Source organism: Streptomyces sp. NPDC085481, from assembly GCF_044541845.1.
In the GTDB taxonomy this organism is placed as follows: Bacteria; Actinomycetota; Actinomycetes; order Streptomycetales; family Streptomycetaceae; genus Streptomyces.
In genome coordinates this window covers 151,282-171,891 of the sequence record NZ_JBITTJ010000005.1, presented here as the reverse complement: position 1 = coordinate 171,891, position 20,610 = coordinate 151,282, and the positions used below count along the sequence as shown (strand labels likewise).

The 20,610-nt window shown below is 73.1% G+C and carries 18 protein-coding genes; 10 read left to right on the top strand and 8 right to left on the bottom strand.

Features of this window, described 5'->3' with window-relative positions:
- The first annotated feature begins 123 nt into the window (after positions 1 to 123).
- Positions 124 to 1,002 (top strand): GyrI-like domain-containing protein, encoded by an 879-nt coding sequence (locus ACIGEZ_RS13690; RefSeq protein WP_399830067.1) that lies wholly within the window; start codon positions 124 to 126, stop codon positions 1,000 to 1,002.
- Here ACIGEZ_RS13690 and ACIGEZ_RS13685 read toward each other — a convergent pair.
- Entirely contained in the window at positions 983 to 1,381 is a 399-nt protein-coding gene (locus ACIGEZ_RS13685) for a Zn-ribbon domain-containing OB-fold protein (protein WP_399830064.1), read from the bottom strand. The two genes, ACIGEZ_RS13690 and ACIGEZ_RS13685, sit on opposite strands and share 20 nt — an antisense overlap.
- Positions 1,381 to 1,830 (bottom strand): DoxX family membrane protein, encoded by a 450-nt coding sequence (locus ACIGEZ_RS13680; protein ID WP_399830061.1) that lies wholly within the window; start codon positions 1,828 to 1,830, stop codon positions 1,381 to 1,383. The genes ACIGEZ_RS13685 and ACIGEZ_RS13680 overlap by 1 nt, the downstream gene beginning before the upstream one ends.
- A gap of 168 nt (positions 1,831 to 1,998) precedes the next feature.
- Here ACIGEZ_RS13680 and ACIGEZ_RS13675 point away from each other — a divergent pair, with 168 nt between their 5' ends.
- The 4 genes from ACIGEZ_RS13675 (at position 1,999) to ACIGEZ_RS13660 (ending at position 7,323) form a co-directional block, all read left to right on the top strand.
- On the top strand, positions 1,999 to 3,159 hold the full coding sequence (locus ACIGEZ_RS13675; RefSeq protein ID WP_399830059.1) for a flavin-containing monooxygenase: 1,161 nt from the start codon (positions 1,999 to 2,001) through the stop codon (positions 3,157 to 3,159).
- Between the two features lie 73 nt (positions 3,160 to 3,232).
- Entirely contained in the window at positions 3,233 to 4,117 is an 885-nt protein-coding gene (bla, locus tag ACIGEZ_RS13670) for a class A beta-lactamase (protein ID WP_399830056.1), read from the top strand.
- Between the two features lie 177 nt (positions 4,118 to 4,294).
- On the top strand, positions 4,295 to 6,520 hold the full coding sequence (locus tag ACIGEZ_RS13665) for an acetate--CoA ligase family protein (RefSeq protein ID WP_399830054.1): 2,226 nt from the start codon (positions 4,295 to 4,297) through the stop codon (positions 6,518 to 6,520).
- A 14-nt stretch (positions 6,521 to 6,534) separates the two neighbouring features.
- The gene (locus ACIGEZ_RS13660; RefSeq protein WP_399830052.1) at positions 6,535 to 7,323 is read left to right on the top strand and encodes an enoyl-CoA hydratase/isomerase family protein; all 789 of its coding nucleotides are present in this window, start codon (positions 6,535 to 6,537) and stop codon (positions 7,321 to 7,323) included.
- Between the two features lie 20 nt (positions 7,324 to 7,343).
- Here ACIGEZ_RS13660 and ACIGEZ_RS13655 read toward each other — a convergent pair whose 3' ends face one another.
- Positions 7,344 to 8,240, bottom strand: a complete 897-nt coding sequence (locus ACIGEZ_RS13655) for a chitosanase (RefSeq protein WP_399830050.1) — start codon at positions 8,238 to 8,240, stop codon at positions 7,344 to 7,346.
- Positions 8,241 to 8,621: 381 nt separating this feature from the next.
- Here ACIGEZ_RS13655 and ACIGEZ_RS13650 point away from each other — a divergent pair, with 381 nt between their 5' ends.
- The 4 genes from ACIGEZ_RS13650 to ACIGEZ_RS13635 all read left to right on the top strand — a co-directional run bounded on the left by ACIGEZ_RS13650 (position 8,622) and on the right by ACIGEZ_RS13635 (position 13,485).
- The gene (locus ACIGEZ_RS13650) at positions 8,622 to 9,356 is read left to right on the top strand and encodes a hypothetical protein (RefSeq protein WP_399830048.1); all 735 of its coding nucleotides are present in this window, start codon (positions 8,622 to 8,624) and stop codon (positions 9,354 to 9,356) included.
- Between the two features lie 116 nt (positions 9,357 to 9,472).
- Positions 9,473 to 11,563 carry a bifunctional polysaccharide deacetylase/glycosyltransferase family 2 protein gene (locus ACIGEZ_RS13645; RefSeq protein WP_399830598.1) on the top strand — a complete coding sequence of 697 codons (2,091 nt, stop codon included), beginning with the start codon at positions 9,473 to 9,475 and terminating at the stop codon, positions 11,561 to 11,563.
- Positions 11,560 to 12,804 carry an acyltransferase gene (locus ACIGEZ_RS13640; RefSeq protein ID WP_399830045.1) on the top strand — a complete coding sequence of 415 codons (1,245 nt, stop codon included), beginning with the start codon at positions 11,560 to 11,562 and terminating at the stop codon, positions 12,802 to 12,804. Before ACIGEZ_RS13645 ends, ACIGEZ_RS13640 begins: the two co-directional genes overlap by 4 nt.
- A 78-nt stretch (positions 12,805 to 12,882) precedes the next feature.
- A complete protein-coding gene (locus tag ACIGEZ_RS13635) occupies positions 12,883 to 13,485 on the top strand; it encodes a flavin reductase family protein (RefSeq protein ID WP_399830043.1) in 603 nt (200 codons plus the stop codon).
- A 62-nt stretch (positions 13,486 to 13,547) separates the two neighbouring features.
- Here ACIGEZ_RS13635 and ACIGEZ_RS13630 read toward each other — a convergent pair whose 3' ends face one another.
- Both ACIGEZ_RS13630 and ACIGEZ_RS13625 read right to left on the bottom strand, forming a co-directional pair.
- Positions 13,548 to 14,867 (bottom strand): MFS transporter, encoded by a 1,320-nt coding sequence (locus tag ACIGEZ_RS13630; protein WP_399830040.1) that lies wholly within the window; start codon positions 14,865 to 14,867, stop codon positions 13,548 to 13,550.
- Positions 14,868 to 15,012: 145 nt separating this feature from the next.
- A complete protein-coding gene (locus ACIGEZ_RS13625; RefSeq protein WP_399830037.1) occupies positions 15,013 to 16,296 on the bottom strand; it encodes an MFS transporter in 1,284 nt (427 codons plus the stop codon).
- Between the two features lie 55 nt (positions 16,297 to 16,351).
- On the opposite strand from ACIGEZ_RS13625, the gene ACIGEZ_RS13620 reads away from it, so the two are divergent.
- Positions 16,352 to 17,329 carry a GlxA family transcriptional regulator gene (locus ACIGEZ_RS13620; protein WP_399830034.1) on the top strand — a complete coding sequence of 326 codons (978 nt, stop codon included), beginning with the start codon at positions 16,352 to 16,354 and terminating at the stop codon, positions 17,327 to 17,329.
- Here ACIGEZ_RS13620 and ACIGEZ_RS13615 read toward each other — a convergent pair.
- The 3 genes from ACIGEZ_RS13615 to ACIGEZ_RS13605 are packed head-to-tail and all read right to left on the bottom strand — an operon-like array spanning position 17,290 to position 20,548.
- On the bottom strand, positions 17,290 to 18,504 hold the full coding sequence (locus ACIGEZ_RS13615) for an MFS transporter (RefSeq protein WP_399830031.1): 1,215 nt from the start codon (positions 18,502 to 18,504) through the stop codon (positions 17,290 to 17,292). The genes ACIGEZ_RS13620 and ACIGEZ_RS13615 overlap by 40 nt on opposite strands.
- Positions 18,505 to 18,557: 53 nt before the next feature.
- Positions 18,558 to 19,607, bottom strand: a complete 1,050-nt coding sequence (locus ACIGEZ_RS13610; RefSeq protein ID WP_399830595.1) for a Zn-dependent alcohol dehydrogenase — start codon at positions 19,605 to 19,607, stop codon at positions 18,558 to 18,560.
- Between the two features lie 8 nt (positions 19,608 to 19,615).
- A complete protein-coding gene (locus ACIGEZ_RS13605; protein WP_399830029.1) occupies positions 19,616 to 20,548 on the bottom strand; it encodes an SDR family oxidoreductase in 933 nt (310 codons plus the stop codon).
- Between the last annotated feature and the right edge of the window lie 62 nt (positions 20,549 to 20,610).

The following is a 20,610-nucleotide window of genomic DNA, read 5'->3' as shown; positions in this document are numbered from 1 at the left end:
CCGAGCCGGGCACCCGGCCCGGCCCGCCGCCCGTCCGACCCGACCGTTCCGGGCACCGCTTGTCGGGTGGTGTCAGGGTGGTCCTTCCTACCGTGGAGACAACAGAGGGAAGGACGGACACGCGTGCTGGAGCGGTTGAACCAGGCCCTTGACCAGTTGGAGCGCTGCCTCGACCAGGAGGTGGACGTGGCCGAGCTGGCCCGGATCGCCGCCGTGTCGGAGTACCACTTCCGGCGGCTGTTCTCCGCGCTCGCCGGGATGCCGCTCTCCGTGTACGTACGGCGCCGGCGCATGACGCTGGCCGGGGCCGAGGTGCTGGCCGGGGAGCGGACGCTGCTCGACGTCGCGGTGCGGTACGGGTACGGCTCCGGCGAGGCGTTCGCCCGGGCGTTCCGTGCGGTGCACGGGGTGGGGCCGGGGGAGGCCAGGCATCGGGGTGCCGTGCTCACCGCTCAGCCGCGGATGTCCTTCCGTGTCGTCGTCGAAGGGAGCAGCACCATGCGGTACCGGATCATCGAGAAGGAGGCGTTCAGGGTGGTCGGGAGGAAGGCTCGGGTTCCGCTCGTCCACGAGGGGGTGAACGCGGCCGCCATGGCGCACGTGGAGAGCCTGGGCGAGCAGGCGATCGTACGGATGAAGGAGCTGTCCGGCGGGGAGCCGGAGGGCGTCCTGTCCGCGGTGGAGCATCTCACCGACAGCCGGGAGGAGGGCGCCGAGGTGGACTACTGGATCGGCGTGGTGACCGGCCCCGGGGCGGGCGCCGAGGAGCTCGACAGCCTCGACGTGCCGGCCGGGACCTGGGCGGTCTTCGACAACCACGGGCCCTATCCGAGCGCCCTCCAGGAGCTGTGGCGGGACGTGTTCACGCAGTGGTTCCCCTCGAACCCGTACGTGAGCCGGCCGGGTCCCGAGCTGCTGCGGACCCAGCCGGTGGAGATCGGCGCGGAGACGGATTCCCAGTTGTGGATCCCGGTCGAGCGGGTCACGGCCGGCGCGGTCTGAACACCGGGACCTGGACGTCGCCTTCCGCCCGGAAGGCGACGTCCAGGTCCATGCCGACGCGGAGCCGCTCCTCGGGGCAGTCCACGACCTCCGTCATCATCCGCGGCCCCTCCGCCAGGTCCACCACGGCCGCCACGTACGGGACCCGCTCGCCGAACGGCGGCAGGTCGTTGCGGTGGACGACCGACCAGGTGTAGAGGGTCGCGCAGCCGCTCGCCGGGCGCCATTGCACGGTCTCGCTCCAGCAGTGGGGGCAGAACTCGCGCGGGTAGTGGTGGGCGCGGTCGCAGGCGAGGCAGTGGCGCAGCAGGAGGGTGCCCTCGGCGGCCGCGTCCCAGTACGCGCGGGTGAAGGCGTCTGCTTCCGGGGTGGCCGTCATCAGAAGAGTCCGATCGCGTGGTCGAGGGACCAGGTCTGCCAGGACATCGTGAAGAGGGCGACGAGAGAGATCAGGGCCATCATCGCGTTCTGCCCCTGCTCGGCCCAGTCGTGGATCATCAGGGTGAGGTAGAGCAGGTTGAGGAGCAGGCCGCCGATCAGGGCGACGGGGGTGAGCAGGCCGCTGATCAGGCCGAGGCCGAGGGCGAGTTCGGCGTAGACGACGACGTACGCCATGAGCTTGGGGCGCGGGGCGACGACGGTGTCGAAGCCGTTCTTCACGGCGGCCCACTTGTGCTTGGCGGCCACGTCGGCGGCCCAGGCGATGCCGGTGCCGCGTTCGAACCAGCCCTTGCGGTCCTTGTGGCGCCAGCTCTCCAGCCACCACAGTCCGAGGCCTATGCGCAGGACGGCGAGCCATTCGGCGCCGGTGAGCCAGATCGTCCGCATGCGGCCGGCCCATCCCTTCGGGTCGTTGGAGATGTGAAAGCTGACAGGTCGTCAGTTCAACGGATGCCCCCGCTTCTCCGCAAGACCTCTGCACGCGTGATCGATTCGCAACCGAACTCCCTCTTGACCGAGACCCACGGCGTGTACGCGTCATTACGCTCAGCAGTCATGACCACCCCCGCACCCCATCCCGTCTACGTCATCGGCGGCGGCCCCGGCGGACTCGCCGTCGCCGCCACCCTGCGCGAGCAGGGCGTACGGGCCGTCGTCCTGGAGAAGTCCGACAGCATCGGCTCCTCCTGGCGCGGCCACTACGACCGGCTGCGGCTGCACACCACCCGCCGGCTCTCCGCGCTGCCCGGCCTGAAGATGCCCCGCTCCTTCGGACGGTGGGTCGCCCGCGCCGACGTGGTGCGGTACCTGGAGACGTACGCCGACTTCCACGACCTGGAGATCGTCACCGGCGTCGAGGTCGCCCGGGTCGAGCGGGACGGTACGGACTGGGTGCTGCACGCCACCGGCGGCCGGCGTCTCGTCGGCAGTGCCGTCGTCGTCGCCACCGGCTACAACCACACCCCCCGGCTGCCCGACCGGCCCGGTCTCGACTCGTACGACCGCGAGCTCGTCCACGCGAGCGCGTACCGCAACCCGGAGCCGTACAAGGGCCTCGACGTCCTCGTCGTCGGCGTCGGCAACACCGGCGCCGAGATCGCCGCGGACCTCGCCGAGGGCGGCGCCGCCCGCGTCCGGCTCGCGGTGCGCACCGCCCCGTACATCTGCCGCCGCTCGACGCTCGGCTGGCCGACCCAGCGCAGCGGCATCCTCGTGCGCCGGCTCCCGGTGGGCCTGGTCGACCGGGTGACGGGCCTGCTCGGCCGGTTCATCACCGCCGACCTGTCGGCCCACGGGCTGCCCCGGCCGGAGGGCGGCCTGTACTCACGGGTCCGTCAGGGCGCGATCCCGGTCCAGGACGTCGGCCTGGTCGCCGCCGTCAAGGCCGGGAAGGTCGAACCGGTGGCCGCCGTGGCCTCCTTCGACGGCGCCGGGGTCGTCCTCGCGGACGGCTCCCGCATCTCCCCCGACACGGTGATCGCCGCCACCGGCTACCACCGCGCCCTGGAGCCGCTCGTCGGCCACCTCGGGGTCCTCGACGAGCGGGGGCGGCCGGTGGTGCGGGGGGCTCGGTGTCCGCGGGAGGCGCCGGGGCTGTACTTCACCGGGTTCACCAATCCCATCAGCGGGATGCTCCGGGAGATGGCCCTGGACGCGGAGCGGATCGCGCGGCGGATCGCCCGGCAGACCGCCCGCCGGAAGGCACGCCGGCCATAGCGTCGGTGCAACCGCCCGTACGCGTGTGACGTCACGCCTCACGTCACACCCGTACCGACGAAAGGCACCGCACGTGCGACCCACCCGTCGTTCGCTCCTCACCGCCGGGGCCGGGGCGACCCTCGCCGCCGCCCTGCCCCTCACCCCCGCCCACGCCTCGGGCGGCGACACGACACCGCGCTTACGCGCACTGGAGCGGGAGCACGGCGCCCGCCTCGGCGCGTACGCCTACGACACCGGCAGCGGTCGGGTGGTGGCGTACCGGGCCGGCGAACTCTTCCCGATGTGCTCGGTGTTCAAGACGCTCGGCTCGGCGGCAGTCCTGCGGGACCTGGACCGCGACGGCGAGTTCCTCGCCCGGCGCATCCACTACACCCAGGAGCTGGTCGACCGCTCGGGCCACTCGCCGATCACCCGTGAGCACGTCGCCGACGGCCTGACGGTCGCCGAGCTGTGCGAGTACTCGATCACCCACAGCGACAACACCGCCGCCAACCTGCTGCTCCGTGAGCTCGGCGGCCCCACGGCCGTCACCCGCTTCGCCCGCTCCCTCGGCGACCGGGTCACCCGGCTCGACCGCTGGGAGCCCGAGCTGAACTCGGCCGAGCCGTGGCGCGAGACGGACACGACGACCCCGCGCGCGATCGGCCGTTCGTACGCCCGGCTCGTCCTGGGCGGCGCGCTGGCGCCCCACGACCGGCGGCTGCTCACCGGCTGGCTGCTGGCCAACACGACCAGCGGCAACCGGTTCCGCAAGGGGCTGCCGGCCGACTGGACGCTGGCCGACAAGACGGGCGGCGGCCGGTACGGCGGCAACAACGACGTCGGGATCGCCTGGCCGCCCGGGCGGCCGCCGGTCGTTCTGGCCGTGTTGACCACGAAGCCGGCCGAGGACGCGGCGGCCGACGACGAGCTGGTGGCCGAGGCGGCGAGGATCCTCGCGGGCGCCGTGAGCTGAGGTCCGCCCTGCCCGCGCTCGTCGCGGGCGCCGTGAGCCGAGCCGGCGAGGGCGTCGCGATCGGAGCCCTTCCCGCCTATTCCTGACTCCTCGTCAGTTCTGTAATCTGACTATGCGTCAGAGAAGGGAAGCGATCGAACGGATCGAACCGATCGACGGACGGGCGGAGCGACGACCATGCTTGGATCGACTCACGGCACCTTCACGACGGATCTCCGCGCCCGCGTGGTCGCCTGCGGCGAGCAGCCCGCCCGGGTCGCCGTGCACGGTGTCACCGCCGTCGAGGGCGATACGGACGTCAGCGGGCGGCCGCTGCACGCGGCGGTGCCCGAGCTCGACCGGTTCTTCCGGCCCGAGGTGGTCGCCGTCGTCGGCGCGTCCGACGCCGAGGGGCGGCCCAACACCGGGATCACCCGGCAACTGCTCGACTGGGCCGGGCGGGTGGGGGCGCGGGTGGTGCCCGTGCACCCGACCCGTACGGCCGTCTTCGGGATCGACTGCGTGGCGTCGGTGGGCGACCTCGACGACTCCGTCGACCTCGCCGTGCTCCTCGTCGCCGATCCGCTGCCCGTGATCGAGCAACTGGCCGAGGCCAAGGTGAAGTTCGCGGTCGCCTTCGCCTCCGGCTACGCCGAGACCGGGGCCGAGGGGGCCGCCGCCCAGCAGCGGCTCGCCGCCGCCGTCGGGCGCTCCGGGCTGCGGCTGCTCGGACCCAACACCAACCTGAACGCCTTCGAGCGCTTCCGCGAGGACCTCGACGGGCCGGCCGTCGCGCTCATCACCCAGTCAGGGCACCAGGGCCGGCCCGTCTTCACCATGCAGGAGCTGGGCGTCCGGCTCTCGCACTGGGCGCCCACCGGCAACGAGGCCGATCTGGAGACCGCCGACTTCCTCTCGTACTTCGCGCACCGCCCCGAGGTCGGGGCCATCGCCTGTTACGTCGAGGGGCTCAAGGACGGCCGCTCCTTCCTGCTCGCCGCCGACCAGGCCGCCCGGCGCGGGGTGCCCGTGGTCGCCGTCAAGGTCGGCCGGACGGAGGCCGGAGCCCGGATGGCCGCCTCGCACACCGGGAAGCTGACCGGCGCGGACCAGGTCGTCGACGCGGCCATGCGGCAGTTCGGGGTGATCCGGGTCGACGGGCTCGACCAGCTCCAGGACACCGCCGCCCTGCTCGCCCGCGCCCGCAGGCCGGTCGCCGACGGGGTCGTCGTCTACTCCATCTCCGGCGGCACCGGCGCCCACTTCTCCGACCTGGCGACGGCCGCGGGGCTGCACCTGCCGGGGTTGTCGCAGGCCAAGCAGGACGAGCTGCACCAGTGGATCCCCGACTACCTCAGCGTGGCCAACCCCGTCGACAACGGTGGGCACCCGGTCGGCGACTGGCGGGGCAGGAAGATCATCGACGCGATCCTCGCCGACCCTGCGGTCGGGGTGCTGATCTGCCCCATCACCGGCCCCTTCCCGCCCATGAGCGACAAGCTCGCCCGGGACCTCGTCGATGCCGCCGAGCAGACGGACAAGCTGGTCTGCGTGGTGTGGGGCTCGCCGGTCGGGACCGAGGAGGCCTACCGCACGACCCTGCTCGGCTCCTCGCGCGTCGCCACCTTCCGCACCTTCGGCAACTGCATCGGCGCCGTGAAGGCCTACCTCGACCACCACCGCTTCAGCACCGGCTACCGCTCCCCCTTCGACGAGGCCCCGCGCACCCCGTCCCCCTCCTTCCGCAAGGCCCAGGCCCTCATGCGCCCCGGCCACCGGCTGAGCGAGCACGCGGCGAAGCAGCTGCTGCGGGCGTACGGGATACGGGTGCCCCGCGAACAGCTGGTGACCAGCGCGGCCGCGGCCGTACGGGCCGCCGGCCAGGTCGGCTATCCGGTGGTGATGAAGGCCTCGGGCGCGCAGCTCGCCCACAAGACGGAACTCGGCCTGGTGAAGGTCGGGCTGACCTCGGCGAGCCAGATCCGCGACACCTACCGCGAGCTGACCGACATCGCCCGCTACGAGGGCATCGACCTGGACGGCATCCTGGTCTGCCAGATGGTGCCGCGCGGGGTCGAGATGGTGGTGGGCGTGACCCACGACCCCCTCTTCGGGCCCACGGTCACGGTCGGGCTCGGCGGCGTCCTCGTCGAGGTCCTCAACGACGCGGCCGTGCGCGTACCGCCGTTCGGCGAACGCGAGGCCCGGGACATGCTCGGCGAGCTGCGGGGACGCGCGCTGCTCGACGGGGTGCGGGGGGCGCCGGCGGCGGACGTGGACGCGCTGGTGGAGGTGGTGCTGCGGGTGCAGCGCATGGCCCTCGAACTGGACGCCGACCTCGCCGAGTTGGACATCAATCCGCTGATGGTGCTGCCGCGGGGGCAGGGTGCGGTGGCCCTGGACGCGCTCGCGGTGTGCCGGTAATCGAGGGAGTTCCTGTGCCCGATGTGCTGCACGCCGTCGAGAACGGCGTCTCGTGGATCACGCTCAACCGGCCCGAGGCGATGAACGCGGTCACCTGGGACCAGCGGGAGCGGGTCATCGCGCTGCTCGCCGACGCCTCGGCCGACCCGGGCGTACGGGCGGTGGTGGTGACCGCGACCGGGCGCGGCTTCTGCGCGGGCGCCGACCTGCGGGGCGGGCCGTCGGCGGACGGCGAGAGGGTCCCGGGGGACGTGGCCCGGATGATCCGGAGGGGTGCGCAGCGGTTCATCGGGGCCGTACTGGACTGCGAGAAGCCGGTGATCGCGGCGGTCAACGGGACGGCGGCCGGGATAGGGGCGCATCTGGCGTTCGCGTGCGACCTGGTGCTCGCGGCGGAGTCGGCGCGGTTCGTGGAGGTGTTCGTACGGCGCGGGATCGTGCCGGACGGAGGCGGTGCCTATCTGCTGCCCCGGCTCGTCGGGCCGCAGCGGGCGAAGGAGCTGATGTTCTTCGGCGACGCGCTGCCGGCGGCGGAGGCGCGGGCGATGGGTCTGGTCAACCGGGTGGTCCCGGCGGAGGACCTGGAGAAGACGGCCCGCGAGTGGGCCGGGCGACTGGCCCAGGGCCCCACGCGGGCCCTCGCCCTCACCAAGCAGCTGGTCAACGCCTCCCTGGACACGGACCGGGCGACCGCGTTCGCGGCGGAGGCGGCGGCGCAGGAGGTCTGCATGACGACGCGGGACGCGCGGGAGGGCGTGGCGGCGTTCGTGGAGCGGCGGACGGCGGCGTACGAGGGGCGGTAGGAACGCTCCGCCGGCACGTCCTAGAGGCGGTACGACTCCCCGTAGACCCGCCACCGCAGCGGGGTGTCGAGGTCCAGGTTGCCGGCGGCGAGGAACTGCCGCAGGACCGTGTCGACGCGGCTGGTGTCGCCGGGCCGCTTGGCCTCGATGGCCTTGCGGTGCGCGTCCAGGAAGGCGTCGAGGTACGCCGTCTCGGATCCGCCCTCCGACGGGGTGTCGGCCTCCGCCACGGCGCGTTCGCGGACTTCGTAGAAGCCGTTCGCGGTCGCGTCGGGACCGTGGAAGACCATCGCGTCGTAGTAGGCGAACTGTCCCAGCGTGCCGAGGCCGTCGAGCTTGGCCAGGCGGACCGCGGGATCGAAGTAGACGCGGTCGCGCTCCGCCTCCTGGGCCTCGCGGAACGCCTCGACCTCGGCCTCCGCCTGCCAGGCCGCGGTGAAGCCGGGGTCGAGGCCCTCGTGCGAGTCCGTGCCGTCCACCGCGCGCAGCGCCGGGAGGTAGCGGGCCAGGCCGTTGCCGGGGCGGGCCTCGGTGTAGCGCTCGACGAGGGTCAGCAGGTCGTGGGTTCCGGTGCAGAAGCCGACGATTCCCGCCGTGTACCCCTGTCCGTCACCGGTGTCCTTGATGGACCCGTAGGTACCGCGCCAGTCGAGGGTGGAGTGCACGGCGCTCGCCACGATCCTCCCCGCCAGCTCCTTCTTCGCCGGGGCGGCCAGCCCGGCGGGCAGGCCGGCGATCGCCTCGTCGTCCTCGGGGCGTTCGGCCTCCGCCTTCGCCTCCTGGCGCGCCTGGGCGGCGGCGGACGCGCTCGGCCGGGCCGGCCCGTCGCCGCCCGGAAGGCCGGGCGCGAAGAGGTAGGCCACGGCCGTCACGGCGAAGGGGAGAGCCGCGAGAGCGAGGCATCCGGCGCGTTTCATGGCGCACAGAGTAGACCGGGGCCTCGCACGGACGTACGGACGGATGACTCGTCAGGGTTACGCAGGAGTAGGGCATTCCGGGTTGGGGGGATTTAGGCCAGATCAGAAACTTCACAGAATTTCCACAGCCCGCGAGAGCATCTTTGCGCCAAATCCATGCGCTACCCTCATGGCCCCCGGGCACAGTGTGAGAGCGGGGGCGTTCGGGCCAACGTGGGTTCGATCCTGTGAACAGGTGCGTCAGCCCGGGAGTGCACGCGCGCCCGAAATGCGTCTTTGGGGAAGTGCGTCGCAGTGGAAAACTGGCTTGATCACGGCCAACCCGATCGGCGGAACGCCGGCAGCTGGGGTGACGGGTCACCCGCCCCGAGTGACACGGGCATGACGGTCTCCCCGCCCGCACACCTCTTCGAGGACGCCGACGCGCCCGGCCACGCACACGACCCCCACGAGGTCACGATCCAGCTCGACGCCGTGGACCTCAGGAGCCTGGGCGACACGTGGTCGCTCCGGCCCGCCGAGGCCGCCCCCGAGCCCCAGCGTGAGCCCAACGGCCCCGTCTTCGTGGACGAGTCCGGCCGTCGCGGCCGTCGCTTCCGGCGCATCGGCACCCTCATCGGGGTCGCCTGCACGGTCTACGCCGTGGTCATCGTGGCCACGCTGTTGTCCGGCAACTCCACCGCACCCTGGGTCCCGGTTCCGAAGCAGGAGCAGGACGTGCCGGCCGGTCAGGACCAGGCCTCCCCGTCGCCCACCGAGCCGACGGAGGCGTCTCCCTCCGCGAGCGGCACCCCCACGTCGAGCGCGACCCCCACCGGCGAGCGCTCCGCCGCGCCCACCAAGGTCCCCAGTGCCTCGGCGAGCACCCGCGGTCCGGGCACCCGCGCACCCGCTCCGAGTGCCACGGCGCCCAAGCCGGACAAGACCACCCGGGGCCCGGGCCCCGGACCCTCGCGCCCGGGGACCCCGCCGCCGACGTCCTCCGCCCCCACGGACGACCCCACGCCCAAGACCACCACGTCACCGGCCGACGGCGCCCCCATGACCCTCGGCCTCGCAGACCCGGCGAGCGCCGGGTACGGCCACGCCCCCTCCTCCCCCGAGAACGTCCTGTGACCCCACCCCGCTCCCACAGACGCCGCCCCGCTCCCCGCGGCGTCCGGGGCGGCCGGCGCCGCCCGCTGCCCCTCCGCTTCGTCCTCCCCTCGCTGGTCCTGGTCGCCGTGATCACGATGCTGATGCTGCGCGGCTACGTACACAGCGAGATCCTCGCCGACCACCGCGTCCGCGGTGCGGCCGCGACCGACCAGGTGCCGCAGGAGGTCCTCGAGGGCGGACCGATCCTGGACACCCGCGACGGGGGCGTGTCCAGCCTCGGCGTGCCCGACCACAGCCTCGTCCTCACCTTCGACGACGGCCCTGACCCCACGTGGACCCCCAAGGTGCTCGACGTGCTGAGGAAGCACCGGGCGCACGCGGTCTTCTTCGTCACCGGCACCATGACGTCACGCCACCCCGAGCTCGTCCGCCGCATGGTGGCCGAGGGGCACGAGGTCGGCCTGCACACCTTCAACCACCCCGACCTCTCCTTCCAGTCCGAGAGCCGCATCGACTGGGAGCTGTCCCAGAACCAGCTGGCGCTCGTCGGGGCGGCCGGGATCCGGTCCTCGCTGTTCCGGCCGCCGTACTCCTCCTTCGCCGACGCCATGGACAACGCGTCCTGGCCGGTGGCCGAGTACGTCGGCAGCCGCGGCTACCTCACCGTCGTCAACGACACCGACAGCGAGGACTGGCGCAAGCCGGGTGTCGACCGGATCATCCGCAACGCCACCCCCGAGGACGGCAAGGGCGCGATCGTCCTCATGCACGACTCCGGTGGCGACCGGCACCAGACCGTCCGGGCACTGGACGAGTTCCTGCCCCGGATGCAGGCCGAGGGCTACCGCTTCCAGAACCTCACCGAGGCGCTCGACGCACCCAGCGCGAACACCCCGGTCACCGGCCTTGAACTGTGGAAGGGCAAGGCCTGGGTCTCCGTGGTCCGGGCGTCGGACGAGCTCACCGATGCCCTGGTGGTCGCGCTGGCGCTCATCGGCGTGCTGGTCTTCACCCGCTTCGGCCTGATGCTCGTGCTGTCCGGCGCCCACGCGCGCCGGGTGCGCCGCAGGAACTTCCGCTGGGGCCCGGCCCCGGTCACCGAACCCGTCTCGGTGCTGGTGCCCGCGTACAACGAGGCCAAGTGCATCGAGAACACCCTGCGCTCCCTCATGACGAGCGAGCACCCCGTCGAGGTGCTCGTCGTCGACGACGGCTCCAGCGACGGAACCGCCCGCATCGTCGAGGAGATGCGGCTGCCGAACGTGCGCGTGGTACGCCAGCTCAACGCCGGCAAGCCGGCCGCGCTCAACAGGGGCCTCGTGAACGCGCGGCACGACCTGATCGTGATGATGGACGGCGACACGGTCTTCGAACCGTCCACCGTGCGCGAGCTCGTGCAGCCCTTCGCGGACCCCCGGGTGGGCGCGGTCGCCGGCAACGCCAAGGTCGGCAACAAGGACTCGATGATCGGTGCCTGGCAGCACATCGAGTACGTGATGGGCTTCAACCTGGACCGCCGGATGTACGACGTCCTGCGCTGCATGCCGACGATCCCGGGCGCGGTCGGGGCCTTCCGGCGCTCGGCGCTCGAGCGGGTCGGGGGCATGAGCGACGACACGCTGGCCGAGGACACCGACATCACCATGGCTCTGCACCGCGACGGCTGGCGGGTCGTGTACGCGGAGAACGCGCGCGCCTGGACCGAGGCGCCGGAGACCGTCCAGCAGCTGTGGTCGCAGCGCTACCGCTGGTCGTACGGCACGATGCAGGCGATCTGGAAGCACCGCCGCGCCCTGGTGGAACGGGGGCCTTCGGGTCGCTTCGGCCGCGTGGGGCTGCCGCTGGTCTCCCTGTTCATGGTGGTGGCCCCGCTCCTCGCGCCGTTGATCGACGCGTTCCTCGTGTACGGGCTGGTCTTCGGCCCCACCGCGAAGACGGTCAGCGCCTGGCTGGGCGTCCTGGCGGTCCAGGCGCTGTGTGCCGCCTACGCGTTCCGCCTTGACCGGGAGAGGATGACGCACCTCATCTCCCTGCCGCTCCAGCAGATCCTCTACCGGCAGCTGATGTACGTGGTCCTGCTCCAGTCCTGGATCACCGCGCTCACCGGCGGCCGGCTGCGCTGGCAGAAGCTGCGGCGCACCGGGGTCGTGGAGGCGGCGCCGGGCGCGGTGCCCGTGCAGCAGGCGGCACGGGGGACGGCGGGCGATCGGGGGGCCGTCGGATGACGACACACGAGCGGACGACACCGCCGGCGGCGCAGGGCGCACCGGCGCATGTCCGGGAGGCCGGCCCTGCTGCCGGGCCCGGCACCGCCGAGCCCGCCCCGAGGCCGGGCCGTGACCGCTACCTGGACATGCTGCGTTCGATCGCCCTGGTCCGTGTGGTGATGTACCACCTCCTCGGCTGGGGCTGGCTGTCGGTCGTCTTCCCCTCCATGGGCGTGATGTTCGCCCTGGCGGGCATGCTGATGGCGCGCTCGCTCGACCGCCCGGCACGCCGGGTGGTCATGAGCCGGGTACGTCGTCTGCTCCCCCCGCTGTGGGCGTTCAGCGCGCTGACGCTGGCGCTGCTCTTCGTCGAGGGCTGGAATCCGGTGGAGGACCCGGACGACGGCGGCACCTGGGGCCTGGTCAGGCTGTTCACGTACCTGGTGCCGGTCGGCGCTCCCCCGTACCCGTTCGGCGACGACTGGGCGGAGCAGGTCGCGGGGCCGCTGTGGTACCTGCGCTCCTATCTGTGGTTCGTGGTGGCGTCGCCCCTGCTGCTGTGGGCCTTCCGCCGCGTCCCGTGGGCGATGCTGGCGGCTCCGTTGGCGCTGACCGCGGTCGTCGGGACCGGCCTGGTCACGATTCCCGGCGAGACCGGTGAGGCCGTGACCGACTTCGCGGTCTACGGCTCCTGCTGGGTGCTCGGCTTCGCGCACCACGACGGACTGCTGAAGCGGATACCGCGGTACGCCGCCGTCTCCTGGGCCTTCCTGCTGATGGCCTTCGGTCTGTGGTGGGCGTCGGGTCACCTGGGTCCGGAGGGCTGGGACCTGAACGAGATCCCGCTGGCGCAGGCCACGTGGTCGCTCGGGTTCGTGGTGATCCTGCTCCAGTACTCCCCGACCTGGCGGCAGCTCCCGGGCCGGCTGAGGAAGTGGGACCGGTTCATCACCCTGTCCAACAACCGTGCGGTCACGATCTACCTGTGGCACAACCTGCTCGTCGGGGTGGCGGAGTTGATCGTCGAGCTGGGGTACCGGCTGCCGTTCATGGACAGCGACCGGGGGAACGCGGCGCTCGACGCGACGTATCTCTTGTGGAGCTTCGTCGTGACCTTGCCGCTGATCGCCCTGGCGGTGCTCGTGTTCGGCTGGATCGAGGACGTCGCGGCCCGGCGGCGGCCACGGCTGTGGCCGGACGGGCCCGCGAAGCGGTCCTCCCGGGGGGCCCGGGGAGCCCGGCGGGCCCGGCGGGCGTAGCCGACGTCGCGGGGGCCGCGGACCGCTCCCGCACGGGGCTTCTCATCTGATGAACCGTCAGCTTCAATGGACGGTGTGATGGGACACGCTGGGATGGCGGCCACCGCCGTCCGATACCTCAGGTCGGCCGGTGCGCCCACGGCCGTGGAACCCCTGCCCCGCCCGGCCCTGCGGGCGGTGAGGGACGGTGAACGGCCGCCGGTCGACCCCGCCGAGTTCCGGCGCGTGCTCGGGCACTTCGCGAGCGGGGTCACCATCGTCACGGCCCTGGACGCGGACGGTCCGGCGGGCTTCGCCTGCCAGTCGTTCGCGTCCCTGTCGCTCGACCCGCCCCTGGTCGCCTTCATGGTCGCCCGTACGTCGACGACCTGGCCGCGGATCGCCCGCGCGGGCACCTTCTGCGTCAACATCCTGGGCGCGGACCAGGGCGAGCTGTGCCGGGCGTTCGCGGTGAGCGGCGCCGACAAGTTCGCGGGCGTCGACTGGACCCCCGCCCCGCACACCGGCGCCCCCCGCCTCCCGGGCGCCCCCGCCTGGCTCGACTGCACGATCACCACGGTCCACACGGGCGGCGACCATCTCATCGTGGTGGGCAGGGTGGAGTCCCTGGACGCCGACACCGAAGGCACCGGGGACCCGCTGCTCTTCCACCGGGGGCGGTTCGGGCGCCTCGCGCGCTAGGGGTCCGGCGGGCGGTGCCTCAGCCCGCGACGGCCATGCCGCACACGAAGGCCCGGTGATCATCATGCTCCCGCCGGGTCCCCCGCCTTCACCTGGGGCCTCCTGATCACGAGCGCCATCAGCGCGGCCGCCGCGCACAGGGCCCCCGAGGCGTACCAGACGACGTCGTACGAGCCGAAGACGTCGCGGGCCACGCCGCCCGCGAAGGCGACGACGGCGGCACCGACCTGGTGGGAGGCGAGGACCCAGCCGAAGACGATGGCGCTGTCCTCGCCGTAGTGCTCGCGGCACAGGGCGATGGTGGGCGGGACGGTGGCGACCCAGTCGAGGCCGTAGAAGACGATGAAGAAGAGCATCGGCGGGTGGACGGCCGGGGCGAGCAGCATCGGCAGGAAGAGCAGCGCGACACCGCGCAGGGCGTAGTAGACGCCGAGGAGGCGGCGGGCCTCGAAACGGTCGGTGAACCAGCCGGAGGCGATGGTGCCGACGACGTCGAAGACGCCGATGACGGCGAGGAGCCCGGCGGCCGCGGTGACCGGCATGCCGTGGTCGTGGGCGGCGGGCACGAAGTGGGTCCTCACCACACCGTTCGTCGAGGCGCCGCAGATCGCGAAGGTGCCCGCGAGGAGCCAGAAGGGGCCCGTGCGCGCGGCCTTGAAGAGGACCGTGACCGCGCGGCGGGCGGCGCCGTCGACCGGCGCGGGCTTCGTCACGTAGGCCCCGCCGTACGGCGCGAGGCGCACGTCCGCCGGGTGGTCGCGCAGCAGCAGCCATACGAAGGGCACGACGGCGAGCGCGGAGAGGGCGACCGTCACGGCGGCCGGGCGCCAGCCGTGGTGCTCGACCAGCCAGGACAGCAGCGGCAGGAAGACCAGCTGGCCGGAGGCGCCGGCCGCGGTGAGGATGCCGGTGACCAGGCCGCGCCGGGCCACGAACCAGCGGTTGGTGACCGTCGCGGCGAAGGCGAGCGCCATCGAGCCGCTGCCGAGACCGACGAGCACGCCCCAGTAGAGGACGAGCTGCCAGGCCGCCGTCATCCACACGGTGAGGAGGGAGCCGAGCGAGATCACGCTCAGCGCCACCGCCACCACCCGGCGGATGCCGAAGCGGTCCATCAGCGCCGCGGCGAACGGAGCCGTCAGGCCGTACAGCGCGAGGTTCACCGACACCGCGAAGCCGATCGTGCCACGCGACCAGTGGAGCTCGGCGTGCAGCGGCTCGATCAGCAGGCCGGGCAGCGAGGCGAAGGCGGCCGCTCCGATGATCGTGACGAAGGTGACGGCGGCGACGAACCACGCGCGGTGGATCCGCGGGGTACGGACGGGGGGACGGGCGGCGGAGCCGGCGGGCGGGCTTGCGGGGGCCTCGGTTGTCTGGGTCACGTCATACAGAATCCGGCCACGACCCCCCGGCCCACCATTGGCCCGGATGACAGCTTTCCAACGGATCGGGCCAAGGACCGGGTCAACGGATCCGGCCGGCGGACCGGGTCGGCAGATCGCGCCGACCGTCGGGCCGCATCCCGCCCTACACCCGCGACAGCGTCCTGACCGGCCGCACGACCAGCAGCGCCCCCACCACCGACACGGCGATCCCCGCCCCCGCGAGCAGCACCTCCCGCGTCCCCAACAGGCCCGCCACCGGGCCCGACAGGGCCCGTCCGACGCCCATCATCAGCAGGGATCCGGCCACGTCGTACGCGTGCATCCGGTTCAGCGCCTCCTGCGGCACGTGGGTCTGCACCGAGGTGGACCACATCACCAACCAGAAGGCGAAGGACGCGCCGCCCACGAACTGGCCCGCGCACAGGAGCGGCACCGCCGCGCCCGTGCCGAGCAGGAGCAGGTTCACCGGCAGGCCCAGCAGGGCGATCGCGCCGGCCGCGAGGGGGCGTACGGGGCGCAGTCGCAGGGCGATGAGGCCGCCGGCGGCGCTGCCCGCGCCGTTGACCGCCATGAGCACGCCGTACGTGGCGGAGCCGTGTTCCCCGGTCACCAGGCTCGCGGTGAGCGGCACCATCGGTCCCGCGACGGTCAGCCCGTACACCGTCCAGATGGCGATGACGCCCCAGAGCCAGCTCCTGGCCCGGAACTCCCGCCAGCCGAGCGCGAGTTCGGTGCCGAGCGAGCCGCGCTCGATGCCGTCGGAGGGGACGGGGGCGATCCGCATCAGGGTGAAGCAGACGGCACTGACCGCGAAGGCCAAGCTGTTGACGGCGAAGGCGGCGCCCGCGTTCCAGAGGGCGACGAGCAGGCCCGCGGCGGCCGGGCCGGCCATGGTCATCAGGGCCTCGACCACCCGCAGGACGGCGTTGGCGCGCTGCACGTCGGGGGCGATGCGGGGGATGGTGGAGGCGACGCCGGGCTGGAAGAGGGCGGCGCCGATGCCGCTGACGGCGGAGAGCGCGTAGACGGCCCACAGGGGCGGGCTGCCGAGCGCGAAGGTGACGGCGAGCAGCACGGTCCCGGGGAGCCGGAGGAGATCGGCGAGGATCATCATGCGCCGGGCGGTGAAGCGGTCCGCGAGGACGCCGCCGAAGAGGACGAAGACCGCGAAGGCGGCCGTCCAGAGGCCGAGCGCGTAGCCGACGGAGGAGCCGGAGTGCCCGGCGCCGATGAGTCCGGCGGCGAAGGCGACCGGGACCATGCCCTCGCCGAAGACGGCGACCGCGCGGGCGACGAAGAAGAGCCGGAAGTTACGGTTCCACAGGGCGGGCGGCTCGACCGGTGCGGGAATCCGCTCGGCGGCCTCAGACTTGTACGTGTTGTCCGTCACGAAGAGACACAGGTACCAGGCATTGGTCTGGACCACCACTGCTTTATCGACCACCGATCGATGGACCACCGCTCTATGGAGGGAGTACCCCGTGCGGCCCCACCGCGTCGCCGTGCTCGCCCTGCCCGGCCTGCTCCCCTTCGAACTGGGCATCCCCCACCGGATCTTCGGCCGCGCCAAGGCCCCCGGGGGGCGGCCGCTGTACGAGATCGTCACGTGCGCGACCGCCGCCGGGCCGGTCCCGACGGACGCCGACTTCTCCGTGCACGTCGAACACGGCCCGGAGATCCTGGCGAGCGCCGACACGGTCGTCGTCCCCGCCTCGTACGAGCTCGGCCCGGTCCACGAGGAGGGCCGGCTCACCGCCGAACTGGCCGCGGCCCTCGCGCACATCCGGCCCGGCACCCGGCTCGTCTCCATCTGCACCGGCGGTTACGTGCTCGCCGCCGCCGGCTACCTCGACGGGCGGCCGGCCACCACGCACTGGGCCTCCGCCGAGCACTTCCAGCGGCTCTTCCCGAAGGTGCGGGTCGACGCGGACGTCCTCTTCGTGGACGACGGGGACGTGCTGACCTCGGCCGGGGTGGCCGCCGGGATCGACCTGTGCCTGCACATCGTGCGCCGCGACCACGGCACCGCCGTCGCCAACGAGGTGGCCCGGCGCACCGTCGTACCCCCGCACCGGGACGGCGGGCAGGCCCAGTACATCGCCCGCCCGCTGCCCGACCCCGGCGCCACGACCACGACCGCGGCCAGGGCCTGGGCGCTCGCCCATCTCCACGAGCCGATCCAGCTGCGCGACCTGGCGGTGCGCGAGTCGATGAGCGTACGGACCTTCACGCGCCGCTTCCGCGAGGAGGTCGGCGTCAGCCCCGGCCAGTGGCTGACCCGGCAGCGCGTGGAGCGCGCCCGCCATCTCCTGGAGTCCACGGACCTCCCGGTCGACCAGATCGCCCACGACTCCGGCTTCGGCACCGCCCAGTCGCTGCGGGTCCACCTCCAGACCGCGATCGGGGTGACCCCGACGGCCTACCGCCGCACCTTCCGCGCGGCCGCCTCGCTCGGCTGACCCTCGCCCTCGCGCGGCGGGATCCGGCGCTCGCCCCAGACGCCCACCGCGGTGAGCGTCAGCGTCAGGCCGACCCCGCACAGGATCGCCGTCGACGGGGCGACGACCTTGAGCAGCCCGCCCGCGAGGGTGCCGCTGGCGGCGTAACCCGCGCCGACGGCCGCGTACATCACGGAGTAACCGGCGGCGAGGGCGCCGGGCGGCAGGATCTGGCGCAGGGCGAGGTTGCGGGTGAGCATGGCGGGGGCCTGGAGGAGGCCGGCCGCGACCAGGGCGACGGCGATGGCCGCGGTCCAGGGCAGGACGGCGACGACGGCGACGCCCGCCGAGACGGCCACGATGAGGACGGCGGACTGGACGGGCAGCCGGCCGGGCCAGGTGCCGCGCAGGCCGTAGCCGAACGCGCCGACGGCCGAGCCGAGGGAGAACCCGGCGAGCAGCGGACCGGCCCAGCCGATGGAGATGGCCCGCTGGTCGAGCAGGGCCGGGAGGATCAGCTCGGCGAGGGCGAGCAGGGTGAGACCCGCCGCGCCCGTGACGTACACCGGCCAGGCCCGCAGCAGCACCCGCCGCATGGGCGCGCCGTGCTCCTTGTCCCCGGCGGCCCAGCCGCGCGGCAGGAGCCGGAGACCGGCCACCGACAGGGCCATGAGCGCGGCCTGGAGCAGGAGCGGCACGGCGGGGTCGACGCCGAGCGCGAGTCCGGTCGCGAGGGCGGGCGCGGCGGCCCAGATCCCGAAGGTCAGCACCGACTCCATGCTCATCGCCTGGGTGACGGCCCGCTCCGGCACCATGCCGGTCAGCAGGGCCCGCAAACCGCCGGGCGCGGCGGCGGGGCCCGCGCCGGCGAGGAAGGCGAACGCCCCGAGCAGGACGGGGTGGGCGTCTCCCCCGGCCGCCCCGAGCCCGGCGAAGCCGGCCGCGCCGACCGCGAGGCCGGCGGCCATGTGCGGGCGGGCCCGTTCGGCGTTCATCCGGACCCCGAGCACGGGTGCGGCGACGATCTCCCCGATCACGTACGCGGCGGCGAGCACCGCCCCGAGCGGGTAGCCGCCGGGCTGCTCCCGCACCAGGAAGACCAGCGCGAGCGGGGCCATGGCGACGGGCAGCCGGGCGGCGACGGCGACGGCCGACCAGGCGAGGACGGGACGGGTGGCGAGCTCGCGGTAGGACACCTTCAGGACCGTAACGGGCTACGGCCCTGAAGCCCAGGTGTTTTCCCCGCGGCTCAGAAGGTCAGCACGCCCCGCGCCACCTTTCCCTCCTCCGCGTCCTGCACCGCCTTCGCGAAGTCCTCCACCGGGTAGGTGGCGGTGACGAGTTCGTCGAGGAGGAGGCGGCCGGAGCGGTAGAGCTCGGCGTAGAGGGCGATGTCCTTCTGGGGGCGGGAGGAGCCGTAGCGGCAGCCCAGGATGGACTTGTCGAGGAACATCGCGGCCGGCAGGAAGCTCGCCTCGGCGGTCGGGGCGGTCATGCCGAGCAGGACGGCCTGCCCGTGCCGGTCGAGCAGGTCGATCGCGGTGCGGACGAGGCCGGTGTGGCCCACGCATTCGAAGACGTGGTCGGCGCCGGTGGGCAGGATCTCCCGTACGCCGTCGGCCGAGGTCAGGAAGTGGGTGGCGCCGAAGCGGAGGGCGGTGGCCTCCTTGGCCGGGTTGGTGTCGACGGCGACGATCGTCGTGGCGCCGGCGATCCGGGCGCCCTGGAGGACGTTGAGGCCGATGCCGCCGGTGCCGATGACGACGACGGTCTCACCGCGGTCGACCCTGGCCCGGTTGAGTACGGCGCCCACGCCGGTGAGGACGCCGCAGCCCATGAGGGCGGCGGAGGTCAGCGGGATGTCGGCGGGGATCCTCACGGCCTGGACGGCCTTGACGACGGTCCGCTCGGCGAAGGAGGAGTTGGAGGCGAACTGGAAGAGCGGTGTGCCGCCGCGCGAGAACGGCTGCCCGGGCATGCCGATCGCCTTGCGGCACATGGTGGGCCGGCCGCGGTCGCAGTCGGCGCAGGCACCGCAGTTGGCGAGGGTGGACAGGGCGACGTGGTCGCCGGGGACGACGTGGGTGACGCCGGCGCCGACGGCTTCGACGACTCCGGCGCCCTCGTGGCCGAGGACGACGGGGTTCGGGAAGGGGATGGTGCCGTCGACGACCGAGAGGTCGCTGTGGCAGAGACCGGCGGCGGCGATCGCGACGAGGACCTCGCCGGGGCCGGGGTCGCGGACCTCCAGGTCGTCGACCACCTGGACCTGCTTGCCGTCGAAGACGACACCCCGCAGGGGTCCACTCATGATCCGTTCTCCTTACGGGAGTTGGGGCGGTCTCCGGCGGCCGCGGCCCGGGCCATCTCCTCCAGCTGCAGGAGCATCGGCATCGGGTCGATGCCGACCGTGCCGGGCAGGAAGTCGGCGATGCGGTCCGGGGTCCAGGCGCCGCCCTCCGCGTATCCGGCGCGCAGTTCGCGGGGCTGCGCCCAGACGGCGATCTTGGGGCCCGCGATCGTGTAGACCTGGCCGGTGATCCGTTCGGCCCTGGCCCGGTCGGAGAGCAGGTAGACCACGAGCGCGGCCACGTCCTCCGGCTCGCCGATCTCCTTGAGCTCCATGGGTACGTTGGCCGACATCCGGGTACGGGCGACCGGGGCGACCGCGTTCGCGGTGACGCCGTACTTGTGCAGGCCGAGGGCCGCGCTCCGCACGAGGGAGATGATGCCGCCCTTGGCGGCCGCGTAGTTGGCCTGGGCGACGGAGCCCTGGTGGTTGCCGCTGGTGAAGCCGATGAGGGTGCCGCCGCCCTGGCGGCGCATCACCGCGGACGCGGCGCGGAAGACGGTGAAGGTGCCCTTGAGGTGGGTGGCGACCACGGGGTCCCACTCCTCCTCGGACATGTTGAACAGCATCCGCTCGCGCAGGATGCCCGCCACGCACACGACGCCGTCGATGCGCCCGAACCGGGCGAGTGCGGTGTCGACGACCCGCTGGCCGCCCGCCATCGTCGAGATGTCGTCGGCGACGGCGGCCGCGGCGCCGCCGGCCGCCTCGATCTCCTTGACGACGGCCTCGGCGACCTCGCTGGCCGGTTCGCCGCCCTCGATGGACACCCCGTAGTCGTTGACGACGACCTTCGCGCCCTCCGCGGCGCAGGCCAGGGCGACCGCACGGCCGATCCCCCGGCCCGCGCCCGTCACGGCGACGACCTTTCCTGCCAAGAAGTTCCCCACGCCCGGCCCCTTCCCGCGGTTTCTGACGGTCCGTTAGATTCGTTCGTCGGCAGGATTCTACG

Coding starts and splice junctions, on each gene's coding strand:
- ACIGEZ_RS13685 (WP_399830064.1), bottom strand. CDS start 1,381: ATGACGGCCACCCCGGAAGCAGACGCCTTCACCCGCGCGTACTGGGAC.
- ACIGEZ_RS13680 (WP_399830061.1), bottom strand. CDS start 1,830: ATGCGGACGATCTGGCTCACCGGCGCCGAATGGCTCGCCGTCCTGCGC.
- ACIGEZ_RS13675 (WP_399830059.1), top strand. CDS start 1,999: ATGACCACCCCCGCACCCCATCCCGTCTACGTCATCGGCGGCGGCCCC.
- ACIGEZ_RS13665 (WP_399830054.1), top strand. CDS start 4,295: ATGCTTGGATCGACTCACGGCACCTTCACGACGGATCTCCGCGCCCGC.
- ACIGEZ_RS13655 (WP_399830050.1), bottom strand. CDS start 8,240: ATGAAACGCGCCGGATGCCTCGCTCTCGCGGCTCTCCCCTTCGCCGTG.
- ACIGEZ_RS13650 (WP_399830048.1), top strand. CDS start 8,622: ATGACGGTCTCCCCGCCCGCACACCTCTTCGAGGACGCCGACGCGCCC.
- ACIGEZ_RS13645 (WP_399830598.1), top strand. CDS start 9,473: ATGCTGATGCTGCGCGGCTACGTACACAGCGAGATCCTCGCCGACCAC.
- ACIGEZ_RS13640 (WP_399830045.1), top strand. CDS start 11,560: ATGACGACACACGAGCGGACGACACCGCCGGCGGCGCAGGGCGCACCG.
- ACIGEZ_RS13635 (WP_399830043.1), top strand. CDS start 12,883: ATGGGACACGCTGGGATGGCGGCCACCGCCGTCCGATACCTCAGGTCG.